Genomic DNA, 20,428 nt, shown 5'->3' on the forward strand with positions numbered 1-20,428 from the left:
TTGTGTCCACTTTAATGAAAAACAATCAAACAATGTCAGACGATAAAAAAGTAATATTCTCGATGCAGAAACTGAGTAAAACCTACTCAGGCGCCGACAAACCAGTACTAAAAAACATTTATTTAAGCTTCTTTTATGGAGCGAAAATCGGTATCCTCGGACTCAATGGTTCGGGAAAATCTTCCTTATTAAAAATCATTGCCGGCGTTGATAAAAATTATCAAGGTGATGTGGTTTTTCAACCAGGTTATACCGTTGGGTATCTAGAACAGGATCCGCAACTCGATGATTCTAAAACTGTCATTGAAATTGTTCGTGAAGGTGTTGCTGAAACCATGGCTGTATTGGATGAATTCAACAAAATCAATGATCAATTCGGTTTGCCTGAAGTTTATGAAGATGCTGATAAAATGCAACAACTCATGGATCGTCAGGCGGATTTGCAAGACAAAATCGATGCGCTTGGTGCCTGGGAAATCGATACAAAATTAGAAATCGCCATGGATGCTTTGAGAACTCCGGAAGGCGATACACCCATTAAAAACCTTTCAGGTGGAGAACGCCGCCGTGTAGCATTGTGTCGTTTGTTATTGCAGCAACCGGACGTTTTGCTTCTTGATGAACCCACGAATCACCTTGATGCGGAAAGTGTACTTTGGCTCGAGCAACATTTAGCACAATACGCAGGAACCGTAATCGCCGTAACGCACGACCGTTATTTCTTAGATAATGTAGCGGGTTGGATTTTAGAACTCGATAGAGGCGAAGGCATTCCTTGGAAAGGTAATTATTCTTCGTGGTTAGATCAAAAATCGAAACGCATGGAGCAAGAAGAAAAAGTGGCTTCGAAACGCAGAAAAACTTTAGAGCGCGAATTAGATTGGGTACGTCAAGGCGCGAAAGGCAGACAAACCAAGCAAAAAGCACGTTTGCAGAATTATGATAAATTACTTAATGAAGATCAAAAACAACTCGATGAGAAGTTAGAAATCTACATTCCAAATGGCCCACGTTTGGGAACCAATGTCATCGAAGCTAAAAATGTAGCCAAAGCTTTTGGCGATAAATTGTTGTATGACAATCTAAATTTCACTTTACCACAAGCCGGAATTGTTGGCATCATCGGACCCAATGGCGCCGGAAAATCGACCATTTTCAGAATGATTATGGGTGAAGAACAAACCGATAGCGGTGAGTTTTCTGTCGGAGATACCGTAAAAATAGCTTATGTAGATCAAGCACATTCCAACATCGATCCAAACAAAACCATTTGGGAAAATTTCTGCGACGGGCAAGAACTCATTATGATGGGCGGCCGACAAGTAAACTCTAGAGCGTATTTGTCACGTTTTAATTTTGGCGGCAGCGATCAAAACAAAAAAGTCGGTATGCTTTCCGGTGGGGAACGCAACCGTTTGCATTTGGCGATGACTTTGAAAGAAGAAGGCAACGTATTGTTATTGGATGAGCCGACGAATGACCTTGATATTAATACGCTTCGAGCTTTAGAAGAAGGTTTGGAAAATTTCGCCGGTTGTGCCGTAGTGATTTCCCACGACCGTTGGTTTTTAGATAGAATTTGCACACACATTCTCGCTTTCGAAGGCAATTCAGATGTGTATTATTTTGAAGGCGGTTTTTCTGAATATGAAGAAAATAAAAAGAAACGTTTGGGTGGCGATTTGACACCGAAAAGATTGAAATATAGAAAATTGATTAGGAATTAATATTTTAATTAATATTTTTGAAGAAATCCCGACAACGTTGTTGGGATTGTTTTTGTGAACTCATATGAACTCTTTTTTGTGAAAAAATTTATACTGATTGCATTCCTTTTTGTAATGAATCTTGGCTATTCCCAAAATGCCATCGAAAAGAAAAGCATTGAAAATCAAATTAATAAAGCCGGAAAATGTTTTACTAATGGCGAATATGACAAGGCTTTAAATCTTTCCAAATCGGCATTGGTGCGCTCTTTCAAAATCAACGATGATCATCTAATCGCACAATCGTACAATGCTATTGGCGTTATTTACGACGAGTTTTCCCAAGCAAAAAATGCCATTGCTTTCTACAATAAAGCTTTATCGTACGCTTCCCGCATCGAAAATGATTCTTTAAACGATTGGATTTACAGCAATCTTGGAAGTGCTTATTATTTCAATAAAGTCGATGTAGCCAAAGGAATTGAATACTACAAAAAGTCATTGCATTATGCTACCAAAATCAATGACAGCTTACAAATTACCTACACAAAATTGAATATTGCGAGTGCTTATTTTGCGATTAATGATTTTAAAAATGGTATTCGATACGTAAAAGAAACGGAAAGTTATGTGAATCGAAAAGGTGAAAATGAAATGCGATTTACATTGACATCATTGCTTGGTGTGTATTATACCAATAATGATCAACCTGAATTGGCAATGCAATATTATTCAAAAGCGGTTGCGATTGCACAACAGTATAAGATGGATAGTTTCTTGATTAATGTGTATGAAAATATAGCTGTGCACTACAAGCGATACCATGAAGCTGATTTAGAAAAAGTATATAAAGACAAGTTCAATGCTTTGAGTAAATTGATTTATTCCGAAGAAAAGAAAAGTTTGTTGAAAGAATCGGCGATGCAAATACAACTCGATGAATACAGAATTCAGTTGGAACGCATCGAATTGGAAAACGAGAAACACCTTCAAAAATTAAAGGAATCTAATATCATTACCGTGCTTTTCTTAGTATTAATGATGGCTTTCTTAGTATTGATTTTTACGTTATATCGTTCCAACAATTTCAGAAAAAAAGCCAATTTAAAATTGGTACAAGCCAACGATGAATTAAAGCAAGCCAAAGAAAAAGCAGAAGAGGCATCGTTGATGAAATCGCAATTTGTATCTACGATTACCCACGAATTGCGCACACCTTTGTATGGCGTGGTTGGCATTACGGATATTATTACGGATGAACACAAAGAATTGGCCGATAGTCCACATTTGAGCTCATTGAAATTCTCAGCACGCTATCTGTTGTCATTAGTCAATGATATTTTGCAGCTCAATAAAATGGATGAAAAGCGCATCGTTTTAGAAAAAGCGGTTTTCAGCATGCAAGACGAAATAGCTGCGATTACCAATTCGGTGCAATACATTGCGAACAATAATGCGAATGAATTGGTAGTTCAAATTGATGATGACATTCCAAAATTTTTGTTAGGCGATAAATTTCGATTGTCACAAATCATTATGAATTTGACGAGCAATGCACTCAAATTTACCAGAAACGGAAAAGTGACGATTGCCATCAATCAACTGAATGTAAAAGAAAATGTTCACAATATTGAATTTAAAATCATCGATACAGGCGTTGGAATTGCGCCTGCAGATCAAGAGAAAATCTTCGATATGTTTGTGCAAGTCAGTCGCACCGATGAAGATTACCAAGGCACCGGATTGGGCTTGTCGATTGTAAAAAAACTGATTGCGCTTTTTGGTAGTAAAATTCATTTGGAAAGCAAGCTAAACGAAGGAACGACTTTTACGTTTGTGATTGGTTTTGATGCTGCGTCGGTAACGGAAAATATCGATGTTGCTGTTGAAATGGATATGAGTTCGAATCATTTATTGAAAGTATTGGTCGTTGAAGACAACAAAATCAATCAATTGGTGACGCAGAAAATCATGGACAAGAACAATATCAAATGCGATATGGTGGCTGATGGTTTTGCGGCGTTGCATTTATTGGAAACCCAAAAATACGATGTGATTCTGATGGATATCAATATGCCCATCATCAACGGATTTGATACGAGTAAAAGAATTCGAAGCCTAGGAATTAATACGCCAATCATCGCTTTAACCGCTTTTGATAAAGAAGAAATCAAAGAGCAAGTATTTACATCGGGCATGAATGACATTATCATCAAACCATTTGAACTTGTAAAATTGTTTGAGATGATTCAGGAGCAGGTAAAAAAAGTTGACTAAAAAAATCAAATGAGCAACAATCGAAAGCCGATTTTTATAAAATTACTTACAGGAAGTACCATTATTATTGTACTTGGTTTCTGGATGTATAGTAGTACTTCAAAATCAAAAACCGAACACGTAATGGTTAAAGGTAAAATCGATTTTATCGACAAGAGTTTTGAAAAGTATCATCCAATAGATAATCGATTTATTCATTTAGAAGGCAATGATCGTGTATTCGATATTTTTATTGGAAAAAAAACTGGTGATTTCAGTCCGGAGTTTGAGCAATTGGATCAATTGCATCTTGGGGATGAAATAGTGGTCTATCATTCTGAAACATTGCTCATGCAAAAAGACCGCCTTGACCCACGTATCAATAGAAATGTGGAATATATCGATAAGGCCAATAAAACATATTACATAAGAGGCAATAGAAAATGGAGTGCACGTTTCTTTATTTTTTTTGGCGTTTTGCTGTTGATTATGACAATCGCTTTAAAGTCTTTTAAAAAAATAGAGTAACATTTATAAATCAAAAACCGCAGATTTACAGTCAATAGTCTGCTAATCTGCGGTTTTAGTTTTATAAACACTTAGGTTTAATACCAGCGTTTCTTATTCTGTTTCGAGTTTGTTGATTTTCTCGATTTGTGTGCGTCGCCACTTCGGTTAGAATTTTTTGGTGGCGTTGCTGCCACTTCAGGACTGCCTTCATGCCAAGGATAAGGATGATCGGAAATCGTTTGTACATCCACTTGAATTAACTTCTGAATGTCTTTCCAATACGGCGCTTCATCTTTACTGCAAAATGAAATCGCAATTCCGGTACTTCCGGCACGACCGGTTCTTCCAATACGGTGCACATAAGTTTCGGGAATATTAGGCAAATCAAAATTCACAACGTATGGTAAAAGATCGATGTCGATACCACGTGCTGCAATATCTGTGGCTACTAAAACGCCAACTTCTTTTCTTTTGAATGCATCGAGAACACGTTGTCTTGCCGTTTGCGATTTGTCACCGTGAATGGCTTCGGCAGCAACACCATGTTTGCGCAAGGCTTTCACAACATTATCCGCACCGTGTTTGGTTCTTGAAAAAACCAATACATCCGATAATTTTTCATTGCGAATTAAATGGTATAATAAATTTCTTTTCTCCGTTTTATCCACAAAATAAATACGTTGCTCCACTTTTTCTGCTGTAGAAGAAACAGGCGAAACGCTAACGGTTGCAGGATCTTTCAAAAACATTTCTGCCAATTCACGAATGGCAATAGGCATCGTAGCTGAGAACAATAAAGTTTGTCTGTTGTTGGGTGTGAGTTTTACGATTTTCTTGACATCATTCACAAAACCCATATCGAGCATTTGATCGGCTTCATCTAAAACCAAAGTGTGCAAATGATCTAAATCGATATAACCTTGTTTGTTTAAGTCGAGTAGTCTTCCTGGTGTGGCAATTAAAATATCGACACCTTTTTTCAAAACATCAACTTGTGGAATTTGAGAAACACCACCAAAAATGGTCAATTGTGTGAGGTTGGTGTATTTTCCGTATCGCTCGAAATTCTGCCCGATTTGAACGGCAAGTTCACGAGTAGGCGTAACGACTAAAGCGCGAATCAATTTCTTTTTATTTGATGAACCGACAATACGGTGCAACTGATGAATAATTGGAATGGCGAATGCTGCAGTTTTTCCCGTTCCTGTTTGTGCGCAGCCCACTAAATCTCTACCCGCTAAAACGATTGGAATGGATTGTTCTTGTATTGGCGTTGCCTCGGTATAGCCTTCTTCAAAAACGGCTCTTTGGATACTCTTCGAGAGTGATAAATCTTCAAATAACATAAATAAGTGTATTAGGTTTTCAGCAATCAATCGTCTGAAAATCCCCGCAAAGATAGTTTATTTAATTGAAGTGGATTTTACCTCGGAAAAATCAACATCCATATTACTGATAATACCAATCATAGGATCGTTGGCTTTCATAAAATCCGTAATCAGATAACCGATTAATTTTCCAATAAGGTGGTTGTTTTTTTCTTCTCCCAAATCCGGTGCGCCTTCACAAATATGCAAGTAACTCGCGTTTTGATTCTTTCCGAAAAGATGCACAAACTGACGCAGTTGTTCTACGGAAAAACCACTGATGGTCATCGCGCTGCTGGCAATATTGGGAATCGCGTCCAAATCGATTTCGATACCATAAGGTTCGTTTTTGATGAAGTCATGCGCAGTTTCCAATTCGGTTTCAAACGTTTTGTATTTTCGAATCGCGATTTCATCATACGTGTTGTAACGAACACGAGCATGAATTTTTTTGATTTTGGATAACACCTTTTTGGAGGTATAATTTTCATGCAAACCGAAGATGAAATATTTATTGAGGAAACCTTCTTCAAAAGCATACGAAAACCCATTGCCGCTGTGTCTGCCTTCGAGTATTCTAAAATCGGAATGGGCATCAAAATTAATGGCGTTTACAGGTTTTCCTTTGGCGAGCGCCGTTCCTTTAATATTTCCGTATGAATTGTTGTGACCGCCACCAATAATGATTGGAATTTTCCCGGCTTTGACAATGATTGAAATAATATGGGCGACTTCTTTATCAATTTTGACTACAAGATCATTGAATTTTTTTCTATCAGCGATGTTGTGATAGTTTAAAGATTCTGCTTCCGTCATTTCTTCTGCGACATCCAATTGGCCTAAAACGAGTAGTTCGTTTCCTTTACAAAATTTATTAAATTGAATGTTGGCAATACTTTTAATAGCACTTTCCCAAGCAGAACAAGCACCAGGTCGACCAAAATTAGCGCGGACACCAATGTCTTCTGGCACACCAAAAAGTACGTAACGAACAGACGAATGGGTAAGAAAATCCTCAATCGAAGCTGTTCCTTTGGGCACAACCGCCATTTTTTCGCCAAACTTAAGTTCACCACTTCGATGGTTGGTAATTCTAGCTAAATCGATGCTACTAAAGGGAATCAACTTCTCCATAAAAAGTTTTTTAACATTCAAAAGTAATATATTCAGACAAACTTACGTTATTACCTCAAATATTATTATTTTTGTTAAAATAAAATTATAAAACTATGGAAAACCAAAAAAGTAATTCAAATTTAAAAGCCGTCATAGCTATTTTGGCAGTGCTTCTTGTAGGTAGTTTGGTGTATATTTTCAAAATGACTTCAGATGCAAAAGCTTTGCAAACTGAACTCACAGGTACTAAATCAGATAAAGAATCTGTAATGAAAGACTTGGAAGAATTGAAAGCACGATATGACGCTGCGATTGCTGAAAACACTTCAATGTCTGACGAATTAATCGCAGAAAGAGAAAAAGTGGTGAATTTGATGTCTGATTTGAAAAAATCAAAAGGTGATGCCGCATCGATGGCAAAATACAAAAGCCAATACTTCACTTTGGAGACAAAAATGAAGTCTTTGATGGTTGAAAATGAAGCATTGAAAAAAGACAATGCCAAATTAACAGTTCAACGTGATAGTACAGTAACCGTTTTAGGAGAGTCGAGAAAATACAACGAAGTTTTGGTAGGTCAAAATCAAGATTTGGCCAAAACTGTTGAAGTTGCTCAAAAACTTACCGTATCGAATTTGAAAACAGCTGCTTATAAATTAAGAAGCTCAGGAAAACAAATCGAAACTGAAAAAGCCAGAAAAGCAGATGTTTTGAAAATCAGTTTCAACATCAATGAAAACAAAGTGGCTAAACAAGGCGATAAAACGTATTATGTTCAAGTAATCGACAGCAAAAACAATGTGTTGGGTGAAAAGAAAACACAATCGTTCGGAGAAACTTCATTGACGTACAGTTTCGAAACAACGGTAAAATACGAAAACAAATCGGTTGATGTATCGCAAGATTTGCCGGGTAAGAACTTCGAAAAAGGAACTTACTTTGTGAATGTATTCGACCAAGGAGAATTGGTTTCTAAATCAAGTTTCAGTTTGAAATAATCAACAATATCTATTACTAAAAGGAATCCAATTTGGGTTCCTTTTTTTATGCAATCAATTTGCCTTCAATAATAACCTGCTCAATCAAGTTGCTTCCGAAAGCATACGGCAATTGATAGAACGACGGAATGGGTTTGGTAATGATAATGTTGGCTTTTTTACCAATGGTAATGCTACCATGTGTTTTGGAAATCCCCATGGCGTATGCACCATTAATAGTGGCTGCATTTATGGCTTCTTCGGGTGTCATTTTCATTTTGATGCAGGCTGTAGCTACGACAAAATTCATATTCCCCGAAGGCGTTGAGCCCGGATTAAAATCGGTCGCTAAAGCCAAAGGCAAACCAGCTTTGATCATCTCACGTGCCGGTGTATAAGGAATGCTTAAAAAGTAGGAGCAAGAAGGCAACGCAACAGGCATCGTTTGTGAGTTTTTCAAAACTTCGATGTCTTCGGGATTCATGACTTCAAGATGGTCTACTGAAAGTGCTTGATATTTTACGCCCAACGCCACACCACCAATAGCATTGAATTGATTGACATGTATTTTTGGAATCAAACCATACTTCAAACCGGCTTCTAAAATTTGTTCGCTTTCTGCAATCGAGAAATAACCGCTTTCGCAAAATACATCAATATATTCCGCTAGTTTTTCATCGGCAATTCTGGGAATCATTTCGTTAATCATCAAATCAATATAACCTTGATGGTTGTTTTTAAATTCCAACGGAAAAGCATGCGCACCGAGAAAAGTGGCTTTAATCGCAATAGGATAATCTTTTTTAAGTCGTTTGATAACGCGCAACATTTTGATTTCATCATCGACTGTTAAGCCGTAACCAGATTTGATTTCAACCGCGCCGGTGCCCATTTGCATGACTTCTTCTAAACGCGTTTTCGATTGTTCGTAAAGATCATCTTCAGAACTTGCTTGTAATTTTTTAGCAGAATTTAGAATACCGCCGCCACGATTCGCAATTTCTTCATAAGATAAACCATTGATGCGATCTACAAATTCTTGCTCGCGATTTCCTGCATAAACAATATGCGTATGGCTATCGCACCAAGTCGGCAATACGATTTTTTCATAAGCATCAATAATCTTTTCAGGGTTGATTTGCGGACAATCTTCCATCGAACCAAAATCTTTAATCAGATTATCTTCAATCACCAAATACGCATTTTTGATACTGGGTAATGTCGCCATTTCAGCACCTGAAACCTTATCAACATTAGTTTCTCTTACCTGCAACAGTTCTTTGATATTGATGATTAATATTTGCATCTGCGTTTTTTTTGTAAATGTAAATTGGAAATTTAAAAACTCCTATCTTTAGGTCAAATTATTCTGCATTTAAAAAGCTTCGGATGAAAAGAGTGAGATATAAAAAAGTACGGAAAGTACAACCCAATTATTATGAATACACCGGAATTCATTGCACAGATCCAGTAGAAATGCAACTGTTTGTATACGATGACGACGGTTATGAAGAATATAAAAAAGTATCACTCGATAGAATCCAAAAAGAAATTGAGGACGAATTGCAAGCCGATGATGTCAAATGGCTCAATGTGCATGGTTTGCATCACGTAGAGTTGATCCAGAAAATAGGCGAGATGCTGTCGGTTGAACCTTTCATTGTCAGCGACATATTGAATGTTTCGCGTCGCAGTAAAATGGAAGAATTAGATCAAGTATTGTTTTTTAGCATCAAATCGATTTTGCCCGGTGAAGGTAACAATCATGTTCACGTGGAGCAAATCAGTTTTTTATTGAAAGACAATTTGCTCGTTTCTTTTCAAGAGAAAAAAAGCGAATTTTTCACGCACATTCGGGAACGTATTAAAACCCACAGCGGCATTGTCCGTAAAAAAGGCAACGATTATTTGTTGTATTTACTGCTCGATGCTGTGATGGAAAATTTTTATATTTCGATTGAATACTATGAAGATGTGATTGATGCATTATTGGCCGAATCCAAAACAAGCGATAAACCTGATGTGCTTGTTCGCATAGAGAAAATACGCGAAGATATCAACTTTTTAAAGCGATCGATTCTGCCTTTGCGAGATGCTTTATTCAACTTGAAAAGCGAGCATGATGAAAGTGATTACGACGGTATCGAAAAATCGAATTATGGTTTCTTTGCACGCTTGCACCAGAAATCATTGGAGATTTTAGAGCAAATCGAATACGACATGAATACGTTGGATAGCGCGTCGAGTTTTTATTTCTCTTCGCAAAGCCATCGCATGAATGAAATTATGAAAATCCTAACAGCAGTTTCCGTTATTTTCATGCCATTGACTTTTATCGTTGGTGTTTACGGAATGAACTTCGACGTGATGCCCGAACTGCGCTATCAATACGGCTATTTTATGGTAATGATGGTGATGTTTGTGTTGGTTTTGGCGATGATTTTTTACTTCAAAAAGAAAAATTGGTTTTAATCATTCAAAAGCAAAACCTTCATCAATCTAACTCCAAAAAGTTCACGATCAATGCAAAATAACGACAGCAAAATAATTTGGGCCGATCATCTAAGAGCTTTTGCGACGTTTTCAGTTATTTTAATACATGTAGCTGCACCGGGAATTTATCAGTATGGTAAGGTTTCCAATTATGATTGGTGTGTAAGCAATGTCTTTGATGGATTTTCAAGATTTTGTGTGCCTATTTTTTTAATGTTAACCGGCGCATTGTTATTGCCAAAAGCAGATCGCTTGACAGATTTCTTGAAGAAAAGATTTTCCAGAATACTATTTCCATTCTTGTTTTGGAGTTGTATTTACATACTGTATGATTTGATTTCGATTGGGTATCGCGGAGAAAACTGGAATGTCTCAGAAAAGAGTAGCTTTGTTTTGAAGCAATTTCAATATGGCGCTTCCTATCATTTATGGTATGTGTATTTATTAATTGGCATTTATTTATTTCTACCAATCATCAGCCAATGGATTAGAAACAGTACGCAAAATGAAATCGCTTATTATATTCTGCTATGGCTTGTAGTGATTGCATTGAATCTTCCATTAATCAATAAATTTAAACCCAATGTCAACCTAACTTATTTTTCAGGTTTCTTGGGTTATCCGATTTTAGGGTATTGGCTCAATATAAAATTCACGAATAGAAAAATCAAATGGGCAGCACTTGCCTTGTTTTTAATAGGAATTGCCATTACGATTTCGGGAACTTATTGGATGACGGCGAATAAAAATCATTTTTTTAGTGGCTTTTATTCGTATTTGAGTCCAAATGTGATACTGACTTCAATCGGTGTTTTTTTGATTTTTAAACATTCGAGTTTCAGTAATAAATGGATAGCAATCCTTTCTACATCGATTAGTAAATACAGTTACGGCATTTATTTATCGCATGTTTTTGTTTTAATGGTATTGTCAAAATTGGGAATTTCGGGATTGTTTATCAATCCAATTCTGGGAATTCCATTGACGACCGTGTTGTGTTTGATGATTTCATTATTGATTACTTATTCCATTAATAAAATTCCATACGGACGCATTGTTTCGGGATAAATGAAAAGCAGTTTTGATGATTAACGAATGAATTGCGATTTTACTTTTTCTAAAATTACTTTGATGGAAGTCATATTCAAAGGAAATTCGAGAAACACATGAATCAAACTTAAGAATGTTAAGACGATAAAGCCCACTTTGAAATTATAAAGATAAATCGAAACACTCACAAGCCAAATCACAAGAATGGTAATAATTTTCGATTTTGTCAAGCTTTTATCCCAACGAATAATCGATGTTTTTGAAAACCAATTCAGATAATGATAGGTGTAAGCAAAAGCAACAAATATCTGTATTTTAATACCCAATACGGATAAGAGCCCAAATTGCTCAGGTTTTATGGGAGCAAGCCATTGTGCAATACGAAAGTTTAAAGATCCGAATGAACTTTTACGGAAAGAATCCTTAGTAAATTCAGTTACGGTATTATATTCCATCGGATTAATTTTGCTTACCATGATAATTACGGGAACTAATAATAATAATATAATAGCGATAATTCCAGGTGTTGTTTTCGATTTTATAGTACCATAAATCATAAACAGTAAGGTGAAAAGAAAAACGTGAATTAAAGTCGGCACAAAAACCACCACGAACATCGAATAATCCGTTAAATAATTCAAAAACAGAATAGAAACGATGATACTCGCAATTAGAAATAAACTCAGGTGTATTTTATTTTTAAAATGAATTAATCCAATCGCAAATAAAATCAGTATCATAAAAACTTCATCGAAACAATTGGCTATAAAAAATTTTACCTTTTTTATTTCCGGCATTTTATTAAAATCGGAAAATACATCCAAATTCAAAATGACAGGAATGGTCGAAATCACTGCTAAAGCGATAAATAGCCACATCCATTTGGTTTCTTGAATGAAATATCTTTTTTCTTTGAGCCAATTGATTTCCGTCAAATAGTGCAAAGGGCCAAGAAAGGCGTACGAAAAAATCAACAACCCATAAGGCACGTTAAAAGCCAATGCTAATGAAACTATGATTAAAATTATATTGAGAATATCAGTTTCTTTGGTATTCATGTTTATATTTATAGCATTGATGACGCAATTATACAAAAAATAAAGTATGAGTTGAAATTTCATTCTAAGATTTACAATTCATCCTAAAAAATCTACAACTCAGTGATTAATTGTTTTACAGTTGATGTCACTACAATAGATTTGTCGCATAAAACAACCACTATGAAAACCATTTTTTTTCTACTGACACTTTTATTGTTTACCACATTACTTTCATCACAAAATTTGATTTCAGGAAAAGTACTAGATCAAAAAGGAAAACCGGTTGTCGGTGCTAATGTTTATATCGAAGGCACTTATGACGGTGGTTCTAGCGATGACAAAGGCGACTTTTCATTCAAGACTACCATCACCGGAAACCAAACTTTAGTCGTGAGTTATTTGGTGTTTGAAACGGTCAAATTGGCGATTGATGTTGCTGATTTTAAAGACAGAACCATCAAGATGCGAGAAAGTGTCACTTCGTTAGATGCCGTTATCGTCACTGCCGGAACTATGGAATCGGGTGATAAAGCGCGCGTTTCAGTGCTGAAACCATTAGACATTGTTACTACAGCAGGTTCTGCAGGCAATATTATTGCAGCTTTGCAAACTTTACCAGGAACGAATAATGTCGGTGAAGATGGCCGATTGTTTGTCCGTGGCGGTGAAGCAGACGAAACCCAAACCTTTGTTGATGGTATTCGCGTGGCACAGCCTTATGACGCATCGACTAATAATTTGCCGACACGTGGGCGATTTTCACCTTTTTTGTTTAGTGGTATTTCATTTTCAACCGGTGGTTATTCTGCAGAATATGGCGAAGCTTTGTCGAGTGTACTTTTATTGAATACGCAAGACGAACCTGATCAAAATAAAACCGATATTGCTATAATGACCGTTGGTTTAGGGATTGGCAATACACAAAAATGGAAAAAAAGTTCTTTGAGTGTGAACACAACTTATATTGATTTAGCACCCTATCAACTGGCCATTCCTCAGAATGTTGATTGGAATAAACCTTTTCAATCGTTGTCGGGTGAATCGGTTTACCGTTATAATTTCAATAGTGGTATTTTTAAGTTGTATGCCGCTTTTGATGCATCTCGATTTGATTTGAATCAAGAAAGCATCAATACCGTAGAGAAAACCAGAGTCAATTTGAACAACAGAAATCTTTATGTAAACACTTCTTACAAAGGTAATTTTGGACACCAGTGGCAGATTACTTCAGGATTGAGTTTTGGTTACGGGCATAATAACATCAAATTAGATTTGAACCAATTAAAGAATACCGAAAACGCCGCGCATTTGAAATTAAAACTCAGAAAAAGCTTTTCAGATCGGTTCAAATTGTCTTTTGGTGCCGATTATTTCATCACACAATTTGATGAGCATTATAATCAATTTGGCGTTGGCGATTATAATTCTAGTATTGCCGCACTATACACAGAAGCCGATATTTTCTTTTCGAAAAAATTAGCGGCTAAAGTGGGCGTTCGTTTGTCGAATAATGATTTGCTTAAAGAAACTAGCTTGTCACCGAGAATTTCTTTGGCTTATAAAGTGGCGAAATATGCTCAGTTTTCGTTGGCGTATGGGCAGTTTTCTCAATCGCCAAATGCGAATTACATCAAGTATGCGAAAGACCATTCGTTTGAAAATGAAAACGCCGCGCATTATATTTTGAACTTCCAATACAGTAAAAATAAAAAGACATTTAGAGCTGAAACATATTTCAAAGAGTATCGCAATTTGATTCAATACAATACTCAAACTGCGCAATCCAATTCAGTATATGCTAACGATGGAAGCGGTTATGCGAAAGGTTTGGATTTGTTTTGGCGCGATGGTTACACTGTTAAAAACTTAGAATATTGGATTTCGTATTCCTTCATCGATTCCAAAAGAGATTATAAAAACTTTCCTGTGGCTGCAACGCCAAGTTTCGTGGCGACTCACACATTATCGTTAGTAACCAAATACTGGATTTCAGATTGGAAATCACAAATAGGATTTACGCAATCGTTTAGTTCAGGGCGACCATACAACAACCCAAACAAAAGCGAATTGAATACCAATGAGTTCATGAATGAAAAAACCAAATCATTCAGCAACTTTAGTTTCAATTGGGCGTATCTGCTTACACAACAAAAGATTTTGTATTTTTCGGTATCGAATATCTTAGGAACACAAAACATTTTTGGATATGAATATGCGAATGAAAAAACCAATAACGTCTACAACAGAAGGGAAATCACGCCAACTGCAGACCGCTTTTTCTTCGTAGGTTTCTTTTGGACCATCAGCGACAACAAGAAAGACAATCAATTGAATAACTTGTAGACGGATTATTCGAATCTAAGTTGTCTAAAAATCCAATAATCTAATAATCCAAAAACCGATTCATCCCAAAAAACCAACAGTTCAGTAACTATAAATTTCAAACCATCAACGAACGACTTAAGTTTGTTCAAGAATTTAAAACAATTAAAAAATAAACATCATGAAGAAAGTAATTTTAGTACTAGCGATTTTAGCATCAAGCTTAACACAAGCACAAGGCAAATTTGAAGAAGGCATGGGCAAAGCATTCTCACTTTGGAAAGAAGGAAAAAGTAAAGAAGCTTCCGATATGTTCGAACGAATTGCAGCAGCGGAAAAAGGGAGTTGGTTACCGAATTATTATGTAGCTTTAGTCAATACCACTGCTTCGTTTGGCATGAAAGACAAAGAAATGGTCAACGCCGTTTTAAACAAAGCGCAAAATGCTTTGGATGTTGAAATGGCGAAAGATCCAAACAACGCCGAAATATTGGTGATGCAAGCTATGATTTACACAGGATGGGTAGCTTACGATCCGATAACCAATGGTATGAAATATTCGGGTAAAGTGATTGAATTGTATAGCAAAGCACAAGCATTAGCACCCGAAAATCCGAGAGCTGTTTTTGGAAAAGCGGAATACGAAATCGGTGGCGCCAAATACTTCGGAACGGATACCAAGCCGATGTGTGCTGAAATTAACAGAGCTATTGAACTTTTTGGCAAGTTTAAACCCGAAACAACTTTTTCTCCTAAATGGGGTTTAGATCGAGCTTTAGAAGCTCAAAAAGAATGCGCGAAATAATGGCTTGAATCCAAATAAACAAAGAAATGATTAATAGATTGATTAAGGAAGTTCCACGAGCGGTTGTAATATCAGTTTTGATATTCTTGGTATTGTTGCTAATCCGATTGATAACAGGAAATACCATTGCCCTCGATTACGGTTTGTTGACCAACTTCGGCTACACCATGCTCTATGGACTTTCATTGTATTTCGCGAACGCTTTCTTGTTTCTTTATTTAGATACAATATTTGCCACTGAAAGGTTTGCCAAAAAGAGAATTATTATTGGCTTTGTATTTTCTTTTTTGATTTCCGTTTTTGTGATTTTTTTACTTCGCATCTTTGAAGATGTCTTGATCGAAGGAAGGACTTTTGCAGAATTCTTAAACAAAGAAAGCTTATCTAATTACTTAGTGGCGATAATTTTGACTTTTATAGTAACACTATCATTTCACGCTTTTCATTTCTACAAAGCATACAATGAAAGTAAAGTCAAAGAACAAAAAGTTATTGCAGGCAACGCCAATGCGCAATTTGAAAGCTTAAAGAACCAAATCGATCCGCATTTTTTATTCAATAGTTTGAATGTTTTGAGTTCATTGATAGAAGAAAACCCTGAAAACGCCCAACGATTCACCACGTCATTGTCGAAAATCTATCGCTATGTTTTAGAACAAAAAGACAAGGAATTAGTGACTGTGAAAGAGGAATTGACTTTCGCAAAAACCTACATGAACTTACTCAAAATGCGCTTCGAAAACAGCATTAGTTACGAATTGCCCGAAGATTTTGATAACGATGAAGCCAAAGTAGTTCCGCTTTCATTGCAGTTGTTATTAGAGAATACCATCAAGCATAATGTGGTTAGCGAACAAAAGCCTTTACACATCAAAATTGATATTGTCGATCATTATCTTATCGTTGAAAACAATCTCCAAATTAAAGAAGTGTTGCAGGACAGAAAAGGCGTTGGCTTGCAGAATATTGTCAATCGTTATGCCTTAATCTCAGAAAGAAAAGTGCTGATTGAAGAGCACGCCAATTATTTTAAAATTAAAATTCCAATACTAACAAAACAAATTGTCACTATGGATACACAAAATATTTTTAATGAAAACAACGCGTATGCCAAAGCTAAAGATCGTGTAGAAAAGCTAAAAGGATTTTATGGAAATTTGGCTTCTTACTGTACTGTGATTCCGATTCTAGCCATTATCAATTTGAATTCAGGTGGATTTCAATGGTTTTGGTTCCCGATGATGGGTTGGGGTATGGGCGTTTGTTTTCATGCTTTTGAAACTTTTGGATACGGAAAAACATGGGAAGAAAAGAAAATTCAGGAAATTCTAAACAAACAAAACAGTCAAAATACTAAATGGAAATAGTCATGGAAAATAAAAATGATTTCGAAAGATATCAAAACGCAAGAAAGCAAGTCGACGAAATTAAAGGATTTTACAGTCATTTGGCTTCTTTTATCTTAGTGATGATGGTTTTGATTTATGTCAATTTAAAATACACACCCGATTATTTATGGTTTTTTTGGTCGATGTTGGGCTGGGGAATAGGTGTTTTTTGTCACGCTTTGAAAGTTTTCAATTGGTTTCCTTTCCTTAATAAAGAATGGGAAGAAAGAAAAATAAAAGCATTTATGGAAGAAGAAAAAAACAAGAGAAAATACGAATAACTATGGAAAATTTAGACGAAATACGGTATCAGGAAGCGCTAAAAAGAGTCAAAAAAATTAAAGGTTTTTATACGCATTTGATTGTATTTATTGTAGTTAATATTATGATTATTATTGTCAATATTCAAAACCTCAAAGCCGGCGAAAGTTATTTTCATTGGCATAACTTCACGACAGTATTCTTTTGGGGCATCGGATTATTAGGACACGCACTTTCGGTTTTCTTGCCAACTGTTTTATTGGGTAAAAATTGGGAAGAGAAAAAAATCAAACAATTGATGGATCAAGAGAAAAACAACAAATGGGAATAATAGCTCACAAAAGTACACACGCATGAATATTATCATTATTGAAGACGAAAAACCAGCCGCAAGATTGTTGCAACGCAAAGTAGAAAAACTAGGTTTGCAAGTCAATACGATGTTGCATTCCGTTGAAGAATCAATCGATTGGTTTCAAAACAACATGCATCCCGATTTGATTTTTCTCGACATCCAACTCTCCGACGGTTTGTCGTTTGAAATATTTGAAAGTATCGATATCAAAAGCGCTGTAATATTTACGACCGCGTATGATGAATATGCGTTGCGTGCCTTTAAACTCAACAGCATCGATTATTTATTAAAACCGATTGATGAAGATGATTTGGAAATAGCCGTCCAAAAATTTAAAGCCAGAAACAGTAGCGCGTCTAATTTATCATTAGATTTTGAAATGATTAAGAAAATGCTCATCAACCCAATCGACAGAGTTTACAAGAAACGATTCACCATCAAAATGGGGCAGCAATTAAAAATGATTACCATTGATGAGGTTGAATGTTTTTACAGCGAAAACAAAGGCACTTACTTGCATACTTTCGACAATCGAAATTACCTTTTGGATACGACATTAGAACAATTGGAAACCGAATTAGATCCGCAACATTTCTATCGCGTCAGTAGAAAATTTATCATTCCGATGAAAGGAATTAAGGAAATTCAACTCTACAGCAACTCCAGATTGAAAGTCATTTTACCCACTTATAAAGAAGACGAAGTTATCGTAAGTCGCGAAAAAGTCAACGATTTCAAAACTTGGATTGGCTAGATTTTAGTTTAATTGATGTAATAAAGTAAATTAGTATAAACTACTCGTTTTTAGATTTTTAAATAATCGATATAGATTATCTCTATGACGATTTCATAGCTTAAAAACTGTTTTTCGAATGCCAATTAAAACAAAAATAAAAACGGTATACACAATAAAAAAAGGAATGATATACTCTATCAAATGCAAGGACAACATCAAAGCAATAATCAACAATTGAAATCCTAATCCATACAATGAAAGCAATGTCATAAACCAATTCGGAAACGTTTTTACCTTATAGGCATTCGAATCTAAAAAGTGAATGGTTTTATCGAAAACACCATAAAATAAAAAATAAATTCCAAACAAAATATCGACTGATCTTTGGGTTTCACCAGGCAATGCTCTAGGTGTTTTGTAATCGAAAACCTTGCTTGTGCCATCACCTCCAATCGACTTGTTTCTTAAAATCACATAGTAATAATTGTATAGCGTTCCTTGCATTTGAATACCGATAAAGGCCAATAGCGTCATTTCAATTGTGGTTTTAGAAACATAGCAAATGGTCATCAGCAAAACGAAATTCAAGACAATGTCAAACACACTGTCTAAATACCTGCCGAAATATGAAGGTGTCTTTTTTAACCTTGCCAATTCGCCATCTGCGGCATCAATTCCGGATTTTAAAATGATAAAAAATCCAGCTAGAAAATACTGATGTTGTAAAATAGAATACATCGCTATCAAACCGCTTATACCGAAAAGCAATGTAACATGAACTGGCGTAAAACGCGTATTTTTTAGTTGATTAGCAAGAAATTTACCGAAAGGTCTTCCGTAATCTGATAAATCAAGAAATTGATCTTGAACTTCGAGTTTGGACATGTATTAGTGACTCAAATGAACTGCGACAATATAGTCTGTTTTTATTTTGATAATCGATGTAAAGTAAAAGTCATGGTTGCTAATAAAAAAAAAGCCATAACCTGATGCGTTAATCCAAGCCATAAAGGCACACTATAAAGCAACGTAAAAACGCCTAATGAAAACTGTAGTAATACAATAAAAATCAAGCCGATCAATCCGTTTTTTTGTTGTGTCGAAAGCGAATATTGCCTGCTTTTAAAATATAAAAACACAATCAATCCAACGACAACATAAGCCATGGTTCGGTGCACAAATTGAACACCGCTTTTGCCTTCTGTGAAACGCAATAACCATGTATCTTTTTCTAATGAAACGCTGTCGTGCATCCATTGTCCGTCGCTCATCAAAGGCCAATGATTGTGGATTAGTCCAGCATTCAATCCCGCTACAAAGCCACCATAAATGATTTGAATCAATAAGAAAACCAAAGCAATTCGCGCAATTTTCTGCAACGAAACAACGGCTTCTTTTCGTTCTGGATACATCAAATCTAAAGCAACCCAAAGCGTATAGGCAAAAGTTAGAAAGGCAAAAGTCAAATGCAATGACAAGCGAAAATGACTCACATCAGGGTTGTCAACCAAGCCGCTTTTCACCATAAACCAACCGAAGAAACCTTGCAAAGCGCCCATTCCTAAAAGGATGTAGCACTTTTGAAGCGTGGCATTGTCAATCTTTTTCTTGATTAGAAAATACACAAACGGAACTATAAAAACCAATCCAATCACACGTCCAATCAAACGGTGAAACCATTCCCAGAAATAAATAAATTTATAATCCGACAAAGAAAAATCATTATGAATATTGATCTTCTGATATTCCGGAAACTGCTTGTATTGCTCAAAAGTTTCGTTCCATTTGGCTTCTGTAAGCGGCGGAAATGTGTCGGTCATCAAATGCCAATCGGTCATCGATAAACCCGAATTCGTCAGTCGAGTTATGCCACCAACCACAACCATAATAAAAACCAGAACACAGCCCGAAAGCAGCCAAACAATTACAGATTTATTTTCTTTTTTCATTTTTTTTAGGAGCTTAATCCCGCTATCATTCCAATCTTGTCATTGCGAACGTAGTGAAGCAATCTGTTTGATGCTTACGGCGCAATACCAAGGATTT

General features: G+C 36.0%; 18 protein-coding genes. 12 read left to right on the plus strand and 6 right to left on the minus strand.

What is annotated here, in order from left to right:
* Positions 1-32: 32 nt before the first annotated feature.
* From ettA to RMO03_RS12125, 3 genes are all read left to right on the plus strand, one after another.
* A complete protein-coding gene (gene ettA / locus RMO03_RS12115; protein WP_309642366.1) occupies positions 33-1,727 on the plus strand; it encodes an energy-dependent translational throttle protein EttA in 1,695 nt (564 codons plus the stop codon).
* Between the two features lie 78 nt (positions 1,728-1,805).
* Positions 1,806-3,983, plus strand: a complete 2,178-nt coding sequence (locus tag RMO03_RS12120) for an ATP-binding protein (protein ID WP_309642367.1) — start codon at positions 1,806-1,808, stop codon at positions 3,981-3,983.
* A 9-nt stretch (positions 3,984-3,992) separates the two neighbouring features.
* Positions 3,993-4,490 (plus strand): hypothetical protein, encoded by a 498-nt coding sequence (locus tag RMO03_RS12125; RefSeq protein ID WP_309642368.1) that lies wholly within the window; start codon positions 3,993-3,995, stop codon positions 4,488-4,490.
* A 77-nt stretch (positions 4,491-4,567) separates the two neighbouring features.
* On the opposite strand, the gene RMO03_RS12130 is transcribed toward RMO03_RS12125, so the two are convergent.
* Both RMO03_RS12130 and RMO03_RS12135 read right to left on the minus strand, forming a co-directional pair.
* Positions 4,568-5,818, minus strand: a complete 1,251-nt coding sequence (locus RMO03_RS12130) for a DEAD/DEAH box helicase (RefSeq protein ID WP_309642369.1) — start codon at positions 5,816-5,818, stop codon at positions 4,568-4,570.
* A gap of 57 nt (positions 5,819-5,875) precedes the next feature.
* Positions 5,876-6,973, minus strand: a complete 1,098-nt coding sequence (locus RMO03_RS12135; protein ID WP_309642370.1) for a formimidoylglutamase — start codon at positions 6,971-6,973, stop codon at positions 5,876-5,878.
* Positions 6,974-7,068: 95 nt separating this feature from the next.
* Here RMO03_RS12135 and RMO03_RS12140 point away from each other — a divergent pair, with 95 nt between their 5' ends.
* Positions 7,069-7,953, plus strand: coding sequence for a hypothetical protein (locus RMO03_RS12140; RefSeq protein ID WP_309642371.1), 885 nt, complete (start codon positions 7,069-7,071; stop codon positions 7,951-7,953).
* Between the two features lie 46 nt (positions 7,954-7,999).
* Here RMO03_RS12140 and hutI read toward each other — a convergent pair whose 3' ends face one another.
* The gene (hutI, locus tag RMO03_RS12145) at positions 8,000-9,238 is read right to left on the minus strand and encodes an imidazolonepropionase (protein WP_309642372.1); all 1,239 of its coding nucleotides are present in this window, start codon (positions 9,236-9,238) and stop codon (positions 8,000-8,002) included.
* Positions 9,239-9,321: 83 nt separating this feature from the next.
* Here hutI and corA point away from each other — a divergent pair, with 83 nt between their 5' ends.
* On the plus strand, positions 9,322-10,404 hold the full coding sequence (corA, locus tag RMO03_RS12150; RefSeq protein ID WP_309642373.1) for a magnesium/cobalt transporter CorA: 1,083 nt from the start codon (positions 9,322-9,324) through the stop codon (positions 10,402-10,404).
* A gap of 51 nt (positions 10,405-10,455) precedes the next feature.
* Positions 10,456-11,493, plus strand: a complete 1,038-nt coding sequence (locus RMO03_RS12155) for an acyltransferase family protein (RefSeq protein WP_309642374.1) — start codon at positions 10,456-10,458, stop codon at positions 11,491-11,493.
* A 20-nt stretch (positions 11,494-11,513) separates the two neighbouring features.
* Here the strand turns inward: RMO03_RS12155 and RMO03_RS12160 are convergent, their stop codons facing one another.
* Complete coding sequence (locus RMO03_RS12160) at positions 11,514-12,533, minus strand: hypothetical protein (protein ID WP_309642375.1); 1,020 nt, start codon at positions 12,531-12,533, stop codon at positions 11,514-11,516.
* A 162-nt stretch (positions 12,534-12,695) separates the two neighbouring features.
* On the opposite strand from RMO03_RS12160, the gene RMO03_RS12165 reads away from it, so the two are divergent.
* From RMO03_RS12165 to RMO03_RS12190, 6 genes are all read left to right on the plus strand, one after another.
* The gene (locus RMO03_RS12165) at positions 12,696-14,858 is read left to right on the plus strand and encodes a TonB-dependent receptor (RefSeq protein WP_309642376.1); all 2,163 of its coding nucleotides are present in this window, start codon (positions 12,696-12,698) and stop codon (positions 14,856-14,858) included.
* A 160-nt stretch (positions 14,859-15,018) separates the two neighbouring features.
* Positions 15,019-15,642: a hypothetical protein gene (locus RMO03_RS12170; RefSeq protein WP_309642377.1), complete on the plus strand. Its 624-nt coding sequence runs from the start codon at positions 15,019-15,021 to the stop codon at positions 15,640-15,642.
* Positions 15,643-15,668: 26 nt separating this feature from the next.
* Complete coding sequence (locus tag RMO03_RS12175; protein ID WP_309642378.1) at positions 15,669-17,009, plus strand: histidine kinase; 1,341 nt, start codon at positions 15,669-15,671, stop codon at positions 17,007-17,009.
* Complete coding sequence (locus tag RMO03_RS12180) at positions 17,000-17,311, plus strand: 2TM domain-containing protein (protein WP_309642379.1); 312 nt, start codon at positions 17,000-17,002, stop codon at positions 17,309-17,311. The genes RMO03_RS12175 and RMO03_RS12180 overlap by 10 nt, the downstream gene beginning before the upstream one ends.
* Positions 17,312-17,313: 2 nt before the next feature.
* Positions 17,314-17,622 (plus strand): 2TM domain-containing protein, encoded by a 309-nt coding sequence (locus RMO03_RS12185; RefSeq protein WP_309642380.1) that lies wholly within the window; start codon positions 17,314-17,316, stop codon positions 17,620-17,622.
* A gap of 22 nt (positions 17,623-17,644) precedes the next feature.
* Positions 17,645-18,400, plus strand: a complete 756-nt coding sequence (locus tag RMO03_RS12190; RefSeq protein ID WP_309642381.1) for a LytTR family DNA-binding domain-containing protein — start codon at positions 17,645-17,647, stop codon at positions 18,398-18,400.
* A gap of 93 nt (positions 18,401-18,493) precedes the next feature.
* Here the strand turns inward: RMO03_RS12190 and RMO03_RS12195 are convergent, their stop codons facing one another.
* Entirely contained in the window at positions 18,494-19,267 is a 774-nt protein-coding gene (locus RMO03_RS12195) for a CDP-alcohol phosphatidyltransferase family protein (RefSeq protein WP_309642382.1), read from the minus strand.
* 41 nt (positions 19,268-19,308) lie between these two features.
* The gene (locus tag RMO03_RS12200; RefSeq protein ID WP_309642383.1) at positions 19,309-20,331 is read right to left on the minus strand and encodes a COX15/CtaA family protein; all 1,023 of its coding nucleotides are present in this window, start codon (positions 20,329-20,331) and stop codon (positions 19,309-19,311) included.
* Between the last annotated feature and the right edge of the window lie 97 nt (positions 20,332-20,428).

Source organism: Flavobacterium sp., from assembly GCF_031411595.1.
Lineage (GTDB): Bacteria > Bacteroidota > Bacteroidia > Flavobacteriales > Flavobacteriaceae > Flavobacterium.

Coding starts and splice junctions, on each gene's coding strand:
- RMO03_RS12125 (WP_309642368.1), top strand. CDS start 3,993: ATGAGCAACAATCGAAAGCCGATTTTTATAAAATTACTTACAGGAAGT.
- RMO03_RS12135 (WP_309642370.1), bottom strand. CDS start 6,973: ATGGAGAAGTTGATTCCCTTTAGTAGCATCGATTTAGCTAGAATTACC.
- corA (WP_309642373.1), top strand. CDS start 9,322: ATGAAAAGAGTGAGATATAAAAAAGTACGGAAAGTACAACCCAATTAT.
- RMO03_RS12175 (WP_309642378.1), top strand. CDS start 15,669: ATGATTAATAGATTGATTAAGGAAGTTCCACGAGCGGTTGTAATATCA.
- RMO03_RS12140 (WP_309642371.1), top strand. CDS start 7,069: ATGGAAAACCAAAAAAGTAATTCAAATTTAAAAGCCGTCATAGCTATT.
- RMO03_RS12130 (WP_309642369.1), bottom strand. CDS start 5,818: ATGTTATTTGAAGATTTATCACTCTCGAAGAGTATCCAAAGAGCCGTT.
- RMO03_RS12170 (WP_309642377.1), top strand. CDS start 15,019: ATGAAGAAAGTAATTTTAGTACTAGCGATTTTAGCATCAAGCTTAACA.
- RMO03_RS12165 (WP_309642376.1), top strand. CDS start 12,696: ATGAAAACCATTTTTTTTCTACTGACACTTTTATTGTTTACCACATTA.
- hutI (WP_309642372.1), bottom strand. CDS start 9,238: ATGCAAATATTAATCATCAATATCAAAGAACTGTTGCAGGTAAGAGAA.
- RMO03_RS12195 (WP_309642382.1), bottom strand. CDS start 19,267: ATGTCCAAACTCGAAGTTCAAGATCAATTTCTTGATTTATCAGATTAC.
- RMO03_RS12180 (WP_309642379.1), top strand. CDS start 17,000: ATGGAAATAGTCATGGAAAATAAAAATGATTTCGAAAGATATCAAAAC.
- RMO03_RS12200 (WP_309642383.1), bottom strand. CDS start 20,331: ATGAAAAAAGAAAATAAATCTGTAATTGTTTGGCTGCTTTCGGGCTGT.
- RMO03_RS12190 (WP_309642381.1), top strand. CDS start 17,645: ATGAATATTATCATTATTGAAGACGAAAAACCAGCCGCAAGATTGTTG.
- RMO03_RS12155 (WP_309642374.1), top strand. CDS start 10,456: ATGCAAAATAACGACAGCAAAATAATTTGGGCCGATCATCTAAGAGCT.
- RMO03_RS12160 (WP_309642375.1), bottom strand. CDS start 12,533: ATGAATACCAAAGAAACTGATATTCTCAATATAATTTTAATCATAGTT.
- RMO03_RS12185 (WP_309642380.1), top strand. CDS start 17,314: ATGGAAAATTTAGACGAAATACGGTATCAGGAAGCGCTAAAAAGAGTC.
- ettA (WP_309642366.1), top strand. CDS start 33: ATGTCAGACGATAAAAAAGTAATATTCTCGATGCAGAAACTGAGTAAA.